This window comes from Emticicia sp. CRIBPO (genome assembly GCF_009905725.1).
In the GTDB taxonomy this organism is placed as follows: domain Bacteria; phylum Bacteroidota; class Bacteroidia; order Cytophagales; family Spirosomataceae; genus Leadbetterella.
Genome location: NZ_JAAAKV010000017.1, coordinates 69,415 through 83,233 on the forward strand (window position 1 = coordinate 69,415; position 13,819 = coordinate 83,233).

The following is a 13,819-nucleotide window of genomic DNA, read 5'->3' on the forward strand; positions in this document are numbered from 1 at the left end:
TTTCCCAAATGTTTCCTGAATCTGTTCTTTATTTCGCTTAACAAAATCAATAAATACGATGAAAAATCTAGTAGTGTTATTATCAGCCGTTACTTCCTTCTCTTTTGCCCAGGACATTCCTCAAAGCCAGGTTCCGGCCGTGGTGGTCAATGCATTTCAGCAGAAATATTCAAAGGCGGCAGACGTGGAATGGGAGAAAAAAGGAGAAATTTTTGAAGTGGAATTCGAAACAGGAATCCCTTCAAAAGACCATAAAATGCACATCGACAAGGCCGGCAAGGTGATCATGCATGCACAGGACATCGCCAAAAGCGACCTTCCTGCACTGGTCAGGAAAAGCATCAGACAGCAATTTCCGGGCTATGCCTCAAGCGACGCCGTCAGAATTGAGCAAAAAGGGGTAGTCACATACCAGGTTGACCTGGAAAAGAAAAAAGACGACCGAAAGGTAACTTTCGACATAAAGGGAAAAGTGGTGGAGAACATTGCTGATTAAAAAAACGGAAGGCGGCTCTCAGGCCGTCTTCTTTGTTTTCAACAAATGCGTACTGGGATTTGGTCTTAAAAAGTATTTTATTTGTTTTTAAAATCAATACGGGAATTCAGAACCCTATTTTTGCTGTTAACCTGTAAACCAAAAGCCCCTTAAATCATTCTTTTGTGGAAAACATCACCGTCATTATCATGCTGTTGTTTGGTATCACTTTCCTGGGTGTGCTGAGCAATAAATATAAATTTCCTTTTCCGATCGCACTCGTACTTTGCGGTGTTGTCATCAGCCTCGCTCCCGGACTACCGATCGTTTCACTTAATCCCGAAATTGTTTTCATCATTTTCCTGCCTCCGCTGCTTTACAGTGCGGCATGGAACACCAGCTGGCATGATTTCAAGGCAGCCATCAGGCCCATCACGTACGCGGCGGTCGGGCTGGTACTCTTTACGACATTGCTGGTGGCTGTGGTGGCTCATTTACTGATACCTGATCTGAGCTGGCCGCTTGCTTTTCTGATCGGGGCTATTGTTTCCCCGCCTGATGCGGTGGCAGCTACCTCCGTGACCAAGGGACTGAAACTCCAGCCGCGGCTTATTACTATCCTGGAAGGGGAAAGCCTGGTAAACGACGCCAGTGGCCTGGTGGCTTACAAATATGCCCTGGCCGCAGCAGCAGCCGGTAACTTTATCTTCTGGCAGGCGGGCCTCAACTTCCTCCTGATTTCCGCAGCCGGAATAGCCATCGGGCTGGCCATCGGATACATCATGTACCTGATTCACAAGAAATTCATCTGCGACCCCATCATTGAAGTTACACTTACTTTTTTAACTCCTTTTGCCTCTTATCTGCTGGCAGAACATTTCCATGTTTCGGGTGTCCTGGCCGTGGTTTCCACGGGATTATACCTGTCTTTCCGATCAGGAGAGATATTTAGCCATCAAAGCCGGATCATGACTTACGCGGTCTGGGATGTGGTCATATATATCCTGAACAGCCTCATATTTATCCTGATCGGTCTGCAACTGAGAAGCGTTATCCAGGGTATCGGGGACTATTCTATGAGTGAGCTGGCTCTGTACGGCGTTGTGATCAGTGTGGTGGTGATCATCGTCAGGTTTGTCTGGGTGGTTCCAGCTACCATGCTGCCGAGAATGCTGAGCCGTAAAATCAGGACCACCGAGTCTTTTGATCCGCGAAACCTGGTGGTCTTCGGCTGGGCCGGTATGCGGGGAGTCGTATCCATGGCAGCAGCCCTGGCTATTCCGCTGACCCTGGCTGACGGAACCATTTTCCCGCACAGAAACCTGATCATCTATATTACCTTTTGCGTCATTTTGTCGACACTCGTTTTACTCGGGCTTACCCTGCCGTGGGTCATTAAGATGCTGAAGTTACCTCCTCATTCCATTGCTTCGGAAGAATTTGAGATCAGGTCGCATGTGGTCAGTCATACGATTACGCACATAGAAGAAAATTTCGGCCTGGTGCAGGATGAATTGCTTAACAATATCAAAAGCAAATACGAAGTCAAATTTAACAGGCTTCAGAAAACCGATCTTCCGGCCAACTACTTCGGCAACGGAGAAACCCTGGCGGGCAATGTATTTAACGAGTTTTCCCAGCTTCAGATTGACCTCATCAATGTGGAGCGGACCATGCTCGAAGAACTTCATAAAAAAGGCAAAGCCAGCGAGGAAATCCTCAGGAAAATAGAAAGGGAACTGGACCTGGAGGAGACCAGGTTGCAGATGGAAATGTATATCGGGTAATCGTCGGTCCGTGCCTCGAGGCACGGACGTACAAAAATTAAAAATCAAATTTAAAACTGGCCCTCACCCCCAATCCGGATACATGCGGATTGCTGAGATAATTAAAGCGTTTGACCAGGTCTACTCTCAGGAACTTAAAAATATTGGCCACACCAATACTGCCTTCCATATAAGGTTTATTGGCGAAAGTATGGGTAATCGGTGTTCCGTCTTCCGCTTCAGGAAACCTCAGGATATCGTCTGTGTAAGCAGGATTATTTTCCTTTCTCAGGTCACCGTAAAGCAGTTTAAATGTCGCCACTTCTCTCCATTTCAACCTTTTCATCAGTGGTACTTTGTTGAAAAAGAAGCCGTTAAAATAATGGTCGATATTAAGCCCTGCATACCTGTCGCTGACAAACTCCAGGAAATTCATGAGGTTGTAAGACCTGAACTGGAAATCATAGGACTGGTTGGCCCTGTGGATATTCAGCAAAGGAAACGGCACTTTCCCAATCAGCTGCCCGCCTTCCAGCAAAATATTGGTATAGCCCACCTGTGACAGGTAGACCCTTTTAAAAGCACTGAAAGTAACACTCTGGTAATTGAATTCGCCGTTAAATACGTCTCTCAAACCAATGGCGTACCTCAGACTAAAGATGGGATACTTATTATAAATCGGGCTTCTGTACAGCTTACTCTGGTAGAATTTCTCCTTCGGAGCCCATCGCAGGTTAAGGCTGAATTCAGAGGTCGTCAGGTGGCCTGGTTCACTGGTATTGTCGTTATAGTCTGTAAAATTGAAATTCAGGCTTCCGCCAGGATATTGTATCCAGTATTTATAGCCCAGCAGGAAAGAAAAATGGTTTTTATACTCATGAAGATACTCGGCCTGCACGATATCGTTGTAAGACCATTTATCGTTCACCCCTCTTTTAAACGACAGGAGGAAATTATCTTCCTGTACAAACTGGAGGCTCTGACCCGGAATCTTGGTATCTTTCTGATAACTGATTTTCAGGGACCTGACCGGGAAATCATAGATGGTCTTATCAGTAAATGAATAGGTGGCACCTACATAATATTTCCATTGCTGGTCTTTAAAACCATAGGCAGTGTAGGCATCCAGAACGATCTTTTTGCTAAACTGAGGGGTGGTTCTTCCCCCGAACCTGAGCCTGAAGCCTTCCACCGGATTAAAGCTGTAAAAAGTGTTGACAGGGCCCATTTCCACCGGACCGAAGCTTTTAAAACTGATCAGCAGCAAAGTTGCCAGGTCCATACTCCGAGTAAAGGCCGGCACTTTCTTGACACTGTCTATTTTGGTATAAATGCCCTCTTCTGAAGCGGACAAAGCCCCGTGCCGGTTTTCCTGCCAGAAAGAATCGTCCTGTTCTGTCGCTTTCTCCCTGACTTCCACCTCTGCCCCTTCATAGTCGGTCAGATAACGGGGCTGGTTAATTTTGATGTTTTTATACGAAACAGTCTTTTGTCCGAAAATACCCATAGAGCCTTTCCCCAGTCCGAAATCAGCCATAAAATCATCCTTGGTCAAGCTGTAATATCCGGCATCGTCTTTTTCGAATTCCTGCTTTATTTTCAGCTCTTTGACCCAGTTGAGGTTAATACGGCTGTTGACCGACATGTCGAGTTTCCTGACGGCATACGCACTGTCGAGCGTAATGTAAAGATTGCCCTGAAACAGGAAATCATTCGGATTCCTGGGCATAAAAGCCAGGTTGATAAGCTTCTGCTGATCTACCACCACGGTGTCCAGGATAAAAAACTTATAGAAAAGCGGGGAGCTTTTAGCTATGGGACTGAGAAACTGGTTGGTCAGCATCGTGATATCATTTTCATAAATATCGATGTGCTGGTACATGTTTTTCAGGTAATTGTCGATGCCGTTGTCATCCACATACCCTTCAAAACTGATCATTTTATCACCTTTAATGATCTGCTTCTCTTTTTTCGGGTTCTTTCTGAAATAGACATCCGAGATGGTTTCCTTGATATACATCGGCAAAACAGGCTTTCCTCCGGCCAGCTTGGTCGAATCCATGCCTTCAAATATGAATTTGAAGTTTTTAAACACCGCCCTGTTCTTGAATTTTTCGCTGACATTACTCAGGGCAAACTGTATCTTCTCATATTTCTCGTGTTCGTAGAAATCATAGTTGTCGGATTTATTTTTGGGCTTGTTATCAATGACCAGGTTGATCAGGTCTACCGCAGGATTGTTCTTGTTCCTGTACCTGAGGCGGTCCGCTTTGACACTCACTTCCTGCAATTGCTTGGCTTCCTGTTCCAGCTGAACGTCAAGGGTCTGGGTGGTGCCCGGGGTAATATCCAGCACGAGGGTTTTGTATCCTACAAATGAAATTTTAAGCTGCTTTAATGAAACATTATCAGAGCTGATCTGATAATCACCCTCAAATCCGCTGTTGGTGCCGATGGTGCTGCCCACAAACATGACAGAGGCAAAAGGAACGGGTTCTTTGGTGAGTTTATCCTGGATATTTCCCTTAACTATCGTGGTATTCTGAGCATATGACCGGTAGCCTAAAAAAGAATTTAGTAAGAGTAAAAAAACAAATAAGTAATTCTTTTTCATTCTAAGTTGATAAAGTTAAGCGTCTTTTCAAATGGGCCCCGGTCTGAAATTTCTTCACCTCCGCCCCCTCTAAAAAACAAGCTGCCAATAAGTAAATTACGTACCGGATATACTTTTCGCTGCCTATGCTAATATAACAAACGACCAAAATAAAAGATGCGGTATAAAACGAAATCATTGCCTGTGTACCAATAATTCTTGGTAATGTACCAATAGCAAAATCTTTGCTCATCAGAAGGTCTGAAAACCAGACTAATCTGCTTGTTTCTCATCAACTTAAGCTCTAAAAAGCTTTATTTTAATTACAATTTATTAATTTGTACCCCGATTAAAACATCATCAAACCTTAATGATTTAATGAAGAAAACAACAACAACATTTTTTGCTGCCCTGATGCTTTCCGGCACCATGGTTTTCGGTCAGACCATGTCCGAAAAAATCACCAAAGAGGCCACCGAGAACTCTCAGCTTGAAAAACTGGCTTTCGAACTGATGGATGTCATCGGGCCGAGACTGGTGGGCTCGCCGCAAATGAAACAGGCGGGCGACTGGGCAGTGAACAAGTACAAAGACTGGGGAATTGCAGCCAGAACAGAGAAATGGGGCGAATGGAGAGGATGGGAAAGAGGCGTTTCCCACATCGACATGGTTTATCCGAGGGTAAAATCACTTGAAGGCATGCAGCTGGCCTGGAGCCCGGGCACAAAAGGCAAAACCATCATTGCAGAAACCGTCATTATTCCTGATCTGCAGGACTCTATCGCTTTCCAGGCCTGGCTACCCTCTGTCAAAGGCAAACTGGTGATGATTTCGATGAACCAGCCGACCGGAAGACCGGATTACAACTGGCAGGAATTCGCGACCAAAGAATCATTTGAAAAAATGAAGGCTGACAGGACGGTTCAAACCGATGCCTGGACCAAAAGAATCTCTAAAACAGGGTATGGCACAAAAACACTTCCGGTGGCTCTTGAAAAAGCAGGGGCGGCGGGTATCGTGATGTGTTACTGGTCAAAAGGATTCGGAGCCAACAAGATATTCGGAGCGGTGGCCAAAACCATCCCTACCATTGACATCTCTGTAGAAGACTACGGAACGCTGTACAGACTGACCGAAGCGGGTATCAAACCTAAGCTGAGCATCATGACAGATGCCAAAGAAAACGGCGTGGTACCGGCATTCAATACCATCGCTGAAATCAAAGGCACTGAAAAACCGGACGAGTATGTGATCCTTTCTGCCCACTTCGACTCATGGGACGGCGGAACAGGGGCTACAGACAACGGTACAGGGACTATCGTGATGATGGAAGCCATGCGTATCCTTAAAAAACTGTATCCTAATCCGAAAAGAACCATCCTGGTAGGACACTGGGGCAGCGAAGAGCAGGGACTAAACGGCTCAAGGGCCTTTGTGGAAGATCATCCTGAAATCGTGAAAGGCATCCAGGTGGTATTCAACCAGGATAACGGTACGGGAAGGGTGATCAACCTTGCCGGACAGGGTTTCCTTAATTCTTATGACTACCTGGGCAGATGGCTTAGCAAAGTCCCTAAAGAAGTAAGTCAGCATGTAGAAACAAGATTTCCGGGCACTCCCGGAACCGGCGGATCAGACTTTGCTTCCTTTGTGGCAGCAGGAGCTCCTGCTTTTTCATTAAGCTCACTGAACTGGTCATATGGCACTTATACCTGGCATACCAACCGTGATACTTATGATAAAATCGTTTTTGATGATGTGAGAAACAACGCGATTATTGCGGCAGTTCTTGCGTATGAAGCGAGCGAAGACCCGAATAAAACCTCAAGGGATAAAGTGGTGTTGCCATTGAACGCCAAGGGAGAGCCGGGTACCTGGCCGACTCCAAAATCACCGACAAGAAAAGGTGGTCTGGACTGATCTGGAAAGATTAAAAAAAAGCCCTTTGCTGTGATCAGTAAAGGGCTTTTCTTTTTAATTGCATTCTCCGTCGGGCGTACAGGCGGTGCCATCAGCCACTTCCAGTTTAAATACCGGGTTGGCTTCACGCCACTCACCGAAAGATTTCTGAAGGGTATTCAGGAATACTTCTGAGGGCTGTGCTCCTGAAACGGCAAATTTCCTGTCAAAAACAAAGAAAGGAACCCCTCTCACGCCGATTCTGGCAGCTTCCTGGGTATCTTTTTTGACTTCTGCAGCGAATTTATCACGATTGCCGAGCACTTCACTTACTTCGTTTTCATCCAGCCCGATTTCTTTACCCAGCTGGGCCAATACCTGATGGTTCCCGAAATCTTTACCTTCTGTGAAGTAAGCCTTAAACAATTGTTCTTCGATCTCATCACCCAGGCCTTTGGTCTTGGCCAACTGAATAAGACGGTGTGCATCAAAAGAATTGGCTACCACTGCCTTATCAAAATTATAGGTCAGTCCTGACTCAGCGGCCATTTTGACCACGTGGTCATGCATCTGAACAGATTGTTCATAAGACATGCCTTTTCTTTCAGACAGGTATTCGTAAATATTTTTGTCTGGATCCGCAACGATTTCCGGGTCCAGCTGGAAACTGTGCCATTCCAGTTCGATGTTCCCGGCGTCAGAAAACTCTTTCATGGCACTTTCAAACTTTCTTTTCCCGATATAGCAGAACGGACACATAACGTCCGACCATATTTCTACTTTCATACTTTGATTTGTGTTCATTGATATATAAATTCTGGTTTTTCAACCATTAAGATTACTGTTTATTTTTCCAATTCATCCAGGAAATGCTGCAGGTCCAGGGCCCTGCTGACCATCATCAGCGATCCGTCCTCATCAAATTCCCATAAGTCTTTCGGTTTGTCCCAATAGAGCTCAATGCCGTTATTATCCGGATCATTGAGGTACAGTGCTTCAGACACCCCATGGTCAATGGCCTTGATACCGTAAAAGCCCGCTTTGATCAGACGGTCATAAATAACGGCCAGGTCTTTACGGGTAGGGTAAACAATGGCCGTATGATACAAGCCTACCCCGTTTCTCGGTGCAGGCGGTGCATCTTTGCTGTGCCAGGTGTTCAGGGCAATGTGGTGATGGTAACCTCCGGCCGATATAAAAACGGCAGAATCACCATACCTGCTCATGATTTCAAAACCCAGCAGGTCATGGTAAAAAACAAGTGACCTGTCCAGGTTGGAAACTTTCAGATGCACATGCCCGATGCGGGTTTCTGCAGGAACAACATATTTATTTTCCATATCGTTAAAACACCGGAAATGAAGAAAAAATCCATTTAAAGAATTAAAAAGTTGACGATAAGCCCCGGTATAGTTTAAGTTCCAACCGGAACTTATCGTTGTCAGGCGTGTTATTTAGAAGTAGCAGGAAGAAAATTATCCTGTCCTTTCAGAAAAACACCGATCCAGGCTAAGGCGATCAGGGCCAAAGCAACCGGATTCTGACCTGTAGAAATTTCAATAGCCGCTGCTCCACCCAGATAGGATAAAAGCAGGTAAAACCCGATTTTGTAGGTTTTGGGATACAGGAACAAAGCTACAGAAATCAGCTCAACGGCCCCTAAAACAGAGATAAGGGAACCAAAACCGATTTTTGAAAGTCCTGTAACCACCTGTTCGCTACCGGAAAGTTTCATCACACCACTCATAACTACCATCAAAGAAGGTAAAATAGTGAAAATAAGAGCCAATACTTTTTTTGTTTTTTCAGACATGTTTAGTTTATTTTATTTAATGAATACAAATTCAGGAAAACAATAGTTTCTTTTAGAAACTACTTTTCTCATCGAAAGTGGTTTCCTTTAGGATACCATTAAAACCAGGGTAAACAAAATGGAAAAAGTACATACAGAATGTAAAGGAAAAATAAGGGCCATCCATGACACACTGGATATTCTCAGCGGGAAATGGAAAATTGCCATCATCGGTTCTCTTGGTTTCGGAACCAGGAGGTTCATGGAATTGCAGCGGGAAGTGGAAGGCATCGGGGCCAAAATGTTGTCGAAAGAACTCAGAGAACTTGAAATAAATGACCTGGTAAAAAGGACCGTGCTGGACACCAAACCCGTCACGGTAGAATACCAGCTGACCGAATACGGCAAAACCCTGCAGGACATTATTGACGAAATGATGAAATGGGGAGAAAACCATCGCAAAAGAATTATGTCTGAAAGTCCTAAAGAAGCTGAATTAATATGAGCAGATTATTCTCGCCGCTGACCATCAAAATTATAAGCCTGAAAAACCGCCTGGTGGTCTCTCCTATGTGTCAGTATTCAGCTGAGGACGGGTTTGCCAACGACTGGCATCTTGTACACCTCGGAAGCCGTGCGGTGGGCGGGGCAGCCCTGGTGATCCAGGAAGCTACGGCTGTGTCGCCTGAAGGCAGGATCAGTTACGGTGATCTGGGCATCTGGAAAGATGAGCACATCGAAAAACTAAAGCAAATCACTGCTTTCATCCATCAGAACGGGTCTGTGGCAGGCATTCAGCTGGCCCATGCCGGGCGTAAGGCGAGCCATGAGATTCCGTGGAAAGGCGGAGCACAGATCATGGAAGGGCCTCAAAGCTGGCCGACGGTTTCTGCTTCTGCTGTCGTTTTTACGGATGGAGAAACGGTGCCCCATGAACTGAGCACAGAAGAGATAAAGGGAGTGGTTTCAGATTTTAAATCTGCGGTATTGCGTGCTTTAAAAGCCGGGTATAAGGTAGTCGAGATCCATGCGGCCCACGGATACCTGGTACACCAGTTTCTGTCGCCTTTCAGCAATCAGAGGACGGATGAATACGGAGGAAGCTTTGAAAACCGGATCAGGTTTTTAACAGAGATTCTCGACGGGGTAAAAGAGGTGTGGCCTCCGGACCTTCCTTTGTTTGTCAGGATTTCTGCCACCGACTGGAAAGAAGGCGGATGGAACATTGAGGAATCTGTAAAACTCGCCGCCCACCTGAGAGAAAACGGCGTTGACCTCATCGATACCTCCACAGGAGGCAATATTACCGGGGTTAAAATCTCCCTGACGCCCGGCTACCAGGTGCCTTTTGCGGCCAGGATAAAACAGGAAGCGGGCATCATGACCGGAGCTGTGGGTCTGATCAATACAGCTCAGCAGGCAGAAGACATTCTGAGCAACGGAGAAGCCGACCTTATCCTGATGGCCAGGCAAATGCTCAGGGACCCTTATTTCCCGATGCACGCTGCCCGTGAACTCGGAGAAGACATTCAATGGCCTTCACAATACGAAAGAGCCAAACCGAAGTAAGCCGAAGTACGTCATTTGTATTAATAAAAAAAGCCCGGCTCCTTAAACAGGAACCGGGCCTTCATATCTTTCAAAGTTTATTTGACCGATACAGGAACAACTACATTTTCCCAGGCCAGGTCAAATCCTTTATCACTCACATGGTATGCAAGGCTTTCAGCTGAGGAAGCTGCTTTCTTAGGTTTTACATTAACCCTCAGAACGTCTTTAGACTGGTCGTATTTAAAAGCACCCCACTGATCAGGTACACTGTTAAAGATCACAGTCCACTCACCTTCAGCCGGGATCACGAAGAAACCGTATTTTCCGGCAGCCAGTGTTTTACCTTCTACAGTAATGGCTTTGTCTGTTTCAAAAGTCGTGGCATTGTCGGCACCAGCTCTCCATACTTTACCGTAAGGCACCAGTTCACCCCAGATCTTACGACCTTTTACAAAAGGGCTGCTGTATTTGATGGTCACATTGGCACCACCAATTTTGCCTTTGGCTTCGGCTTTAGGGCTTTGTTGTGCAAATCCCGCCACAGAAATAAATAAACCTGCAACAAGTAACATTAAACCCTTTCTCATTTGATTTGTTTTCATAATGCTAATTAAGTGTTGATAAATTAGAATAAAAATTTTAAGATGTACTCTTCCGTAACGCTATGAATAACGTCAGAAATATTTCACCAAATATACTGTTTCTCATAAAATATATCATAAAAACTTCCCTCTTTAACAAATTTTTAAATTTAACGGTATTTTAAACCCTGAAAAAAGGTGTCATTGAATGATAAACCGGGCCTTTCCTGAAAAGCCCGGCTGCCTGTCATTCTTAAATCGGTTGCATAAAAATTTATTGTCTCTTTTTGGTACAATAGGATGGTACAGGAGAGTTTAAGGATTCAAAGGTGCTTATTTTCGGAAAATTGTCAGAATTGTTTAATATTTTCAAAGAAAAATACATTCCGGCAAACCGAATTAACCATAAAAACCTTGATCAATGAAAAAATCAGTCCTGTTCATCACCCTGTTGCTGTCGTTTGGGGCAGCCAGGGCCCAGCTGGCGGTTAAAAACCTGCTGCTGGAAAACCAGGTCAATCCCGTAGGGCTTGACATCAGACAACCCCGGTTCAGCTGGGCTCTGCAATCCGGTAAACGGAATGTGAAACAAACGGCGTATGAGCTTAAGGTAACCGCCGGAAAAGAAGTGGTCTGGAATACCGGCAAAACCAGTTCCGAGCAATCTGCTCACCTAATTTATGCAGGAAAAGCATTGAAATCGGGACAAAAGTACCAATGGCAGGTGAAAGTCTGGGACAACCAGGGACAAACCAGTGAGTGGAGTGCCCCGGCAGTTTTTCAGACAGCCCTGATGGACATCAGCGAATGGAAAGCTTCGTGGATTGAGCCTGAGTTCGGATTGGATACCAACATCACCGCGAGCCCTGTGCTGAGAAAACAGTTTTCAGCTGCCAAAAAAATCGTTTCAGCTACAGCTTACATCACCGCTCATGGCTTATATGAAGCACAGATAAACGGACAAAGGGTGGGCGATGCCTATTTATCGCCGGGCTGGACAGTCTATGACAAACACCTGCAATACCAGACTTATGATGTGACGGCTTTGGTCAGAAAAGGGAAAAATGCTGTCGGTGTAACGTTGGCCAGCGGCTGGTACAGGGGCCATCTGGGCTGGGAAATGAAGAAAAACACTTACGGGAAAGACATTGCCCTGTTGTTCCAGATGAACATCGTGTATTCGGACGGAAGCACTGAGCTTGTGGTGTCTGACGGCTCATGGAAAGCCTCTACTGCCGAAATCACCTATGCAGACTTATACAACGGCGAAACCATAGACGCCCGTCTCGCTAAAAACGGTTGGAGCAGCCCTGATTACAATGATGCGGCCTGGCAAAAGGTAATCGTCAGAGAGCATTCAAAAAGTAATCTGTCAGCCAATTATAATGAACCTATTAAAAAACACGAGGTTTTCAAACCCGTCAAAGTCATCACGACACCGAAAGGAGACAAAGTTTTAGACTTCGGCCAAAATCTGGTGGGCTGGGTCAAACTGAAAGTATCCGGCAAATCAGGCGACAAGATAACGGTCTCACATGTGGAAGTGATGGACAAAAAAGGCGAACTGTATTTTGAAAACCTCAGGCTTGCCAAAGCCCAGGACCACTATATCCTGAAAGGCGGCGGTGGTGAGACTTTTGAACCGCATTTCACCTTTCATGGCTTCAGGTATATCAGGGTTGAAGGATTATCAGGGGCATTAAATCCCGATGATTTTGAAGCTGTAGCCCTTTATTCAGACATGAAACCCTTGGGCAGTTTCGAAAGCTCCAGTGCCCTGGTGAATCAATTACAGAAGAACATCCAGTGGGGACAAAAAGGCAACTTCCTGGATGTGCCGACCGATTGCCCGCAAAGAGATGAGCGGTTGGGCTGGACAGGCGACGCTGAAGTATTTTCGAGAACAGCGGCATATAATTTTAATGTCAACAGTTTCTTCGCCAAATGGCTGAAAGACGTGGCTTTCGAACAAAATGCCAACGGATCAATTCCCTTTGTGGTGCCTAATACGCTGAAAGGAACCTTTTTCAATATGCCGAGCGGTGCAGCCGGATGGTCTGATGCCGGTATCATTATCCCCTGGAACCTGTATGTGGTGTATGGAGATAAAAGACTGATAGAAACCCAGTACCCGAGCATGAAAGCCTACCTGGAGCATGTCAGGAAAGCCGCTAAAAACGACCTCTGGAACACCGGATTCCAGTTTGGCGACTGGTTGTCTTACCGTGTGGATGATTCACAGGGGATGATAGGTCAGAAATCGGCGGTAACGGATAACTATCTGGTAGCCCAGTGTTTTTATGCCTATAACGTGGACCTGATGATCAAGACCGCCAGGGCTTTGGGTAAAACAGATGATGTGAAGGACTTTGAAGCCTTGCTGGGGCGTGTCAGGACGGCATTCCAGAAAGAATACATGAGCAGCAACGGAAGGCTGATCTCAGAAACACAAACGGCCTACCTTCTGGCCCTTTCCTTTGACATGATGCCGGAGAGTGTTCGTCCGTATGCCGTTGAAAGACTGGAAAACAACATCAAAAGCTACAATTATCACCTGACCACGGGATTTTTAGGTACGCCGTTTCTGACCTCTGTCCTGACCAGGTTCGGCAAAAACGATGTAGCCTACCGTCTCCTGCTGCAGGAAACTTATCCTTCATGGTTATATCCGGTCAAAATGGGGGCGACAACGATCTGGGAAAGATGGGATTCGATGAAACCCGACAGCTCTTTTGCCAGCCCGAGCATGACGTCCTTTAACCATTATGCCTACGGAGCGGTGGGTGACTGGCTTTACCGTGACGTGGTGGGCATAGACACAGACGAAAACGCGGTCGGATACAAGGAAATCATCATCAAACCCCACCCGGGCGATGGCCTGACGTATGCCAAAGGCTCATTTGAAACTTATTACGGAACTGTTTCAGCCCATTGGAAAACAGAAGGCAAGGCCATTAAACTGGATGTCGAGATTCCGGCCAATACTACCGCGACAATATACTTCCCCTCAGAAAAGCAGGAAAGTGTCATAGAAAGTACCGGAGAAGTCAAAGCCTCCGGTAAAGAAAAAGGATATACTGTGTTTAAAGTAGGTTCAGGTAAATACCAGTTTTCGGGAGATAAGTAATTTTTTTTTGAATTTGGATATGAGAATCACGAAAA

Annotated in this window: 11 protein-coding genes; 6 read left to right on the forward strand and 5 right to left on the reverse strand. The window is 45.7% G+C overall.

What is annotated here, in order from left to right:
• Positions 1-58 precede the first annotated feature (58 nt).
• The gene (locus GVN16_RS24880; RefSeq protein ID WP_166566684.1) at positions 59-496 is read left to right on the forward strand and encodes a PepSY-like domain-containing protein; all 438 of its coding nucleotides are present in this window, start codon (positions 59-61) and stop codon (positions 494-496) included.
• Positions 497-660: 164 nt separating this feature from the next.
• Positions 661-2,262: a Na+/H+ antiporter gene (locus GVN16_RS24885; RefSeq protein ID WP_166566685.1), complete on the forward strand. Its 1,602-nt coding sequence runs from the start codon at positions 661-663 to the stop codon at positions 2,260-2,262.
• A 37-nt stretch (positions 2,263-2,299) separates the two neighbouring features.
• Here GVN16_RS24885 and GVN16_RS24890 read toward each other — a convergent pair whose 3' ends face one another.
• A complete protein-coding gene (locus tag GVN16_RS24890; RefSeq protein WP_166566686.1) occupies positions 2,300-4,855 on the reverse strand; it encodes a DUF5686 and carboxypeptidase-like regulatory domain-containing protein in 2,556 nt (851 codons plus the stop codon).
• 357 nt (positions 4,856-5,212) lie between these two features.
• Here GVN16_RS24890 and GVN16_RS24895 point away from each other — a divergent pair, with 357 nt between their 5' ends.
• Positions 5,213-6,754, forward strand: coding sequence for a M20/M25/M40 family metallo-hydrolase (locus tag GVN16_RS24895; RefSeq protein ID WP_166566687.1), 1,542 nt, complete (start codon positions 5,213-5,215; stop codon positions 6,752-6,754).
• 54 nt (positions 6,755-6,808) lie between these two features.
• Here the strand turns inward: GVN16_RS24895 and GVN16_RS24900 are convergent, their stop codons facing one another.
• The 3 genes from GVN16_RS24900 to GVN16_RS24910 form a co-directional block, all read right to left on the reverse strand.
• On the reverse strand, positions 6,809-7,519 hold the full coding sequence (locus GVN16_RS24900) for a DsbA family protein (protein ID WP_166566688.1): 711 nt from the start codon (positions 7,517-7,519) through the stop codon (positions 6,809-6,811).
• A gap of 59 nt (positions 7,520-7,578) precedes the next feature.
• Positions 7,579-8,073, reverse strand: coding sequence for a VOC family protein (locus GVN16_RS24905; protein WP_166566689.1), 495 nt, complete (start codon positions 8,071-8,073; stop codon positions 7,579-7,581).
• Positions 8,074-8,183: 110 nt separating this feature from the next.
• Positions 8,184-8,546, reverse strand: coding sequence for a DoxX family protein (locus tag GVN16_RS24910; RefSeq protein ID WP_166566690.1), 363 nt, complete (start codon positions 8,544-8,546; stop codon positions 8,184-8,186).
• Positions 8,547-8,664: 118 nt separating this feature from the next.
• Between GVN16_RS24910 and GVN16_RS24915 the strand changes: the two genes are divergently transcribed.
• Complete coding sequence (locus tag GVN16_RS24915) at positions 8,665-9,030, forward strand: helix-turn-helix domain-containing protein (RefSeq protein WP_166566691.1); 366 nt, start codon at positions 8,665-8,667, stop codon at positions 9,028-9,030.
• The gene (namA, locus tag GVN16_RS24920; RefSeq protein ID WP_166566692.1) at positions 9,027-10,094 is read left to right on the forward strand and encodes an NADPH dehydrogenase NamA; all 1,068 of its coding nucleotides are present in this window, start codon (positions 9,027-9,029) and stop codon (positions 10,092-10,094) included. The genes GVN16_RS24915 and namA overlap by 4 nt, the downstream gene beginning before the upstream one ends.
• A gap of 77 nt (positions 10,095-10,171) precedes the next feature.
• Here the strand turns inward: namA and GVN16_RS24925 are convergent, their stop codons facing one another.
• On the reverse strand, positions 10,172-10,648 hold the full coding sequence (locus tag GVN16_RS24925; RefSeq protein ID WP_229244351.1) for a DUF2911 domain-containing protein: 477 nt from the start codon (positions 10,646-10,648) through the stop codon (positions 10,172-10,174).
• 430 nt (positions 10,649-11,078) lie between these two features.
• Here GVN16_RS24925 and GVN16_RS24930 point away from each other — a divergent pair, with 430 nt between their 5' ends.
• Entirely contained in the window at positions 11,079-13,784 is a 2,706-nt protein-coding gene (locus GVN16_RS24930) for an alpha-L-rhamnosidase (RefSeq protein WP_166566694.1), read from the forward strand.
• Positions 13,785-13,819: the final 35 nt, after the last annotated feature.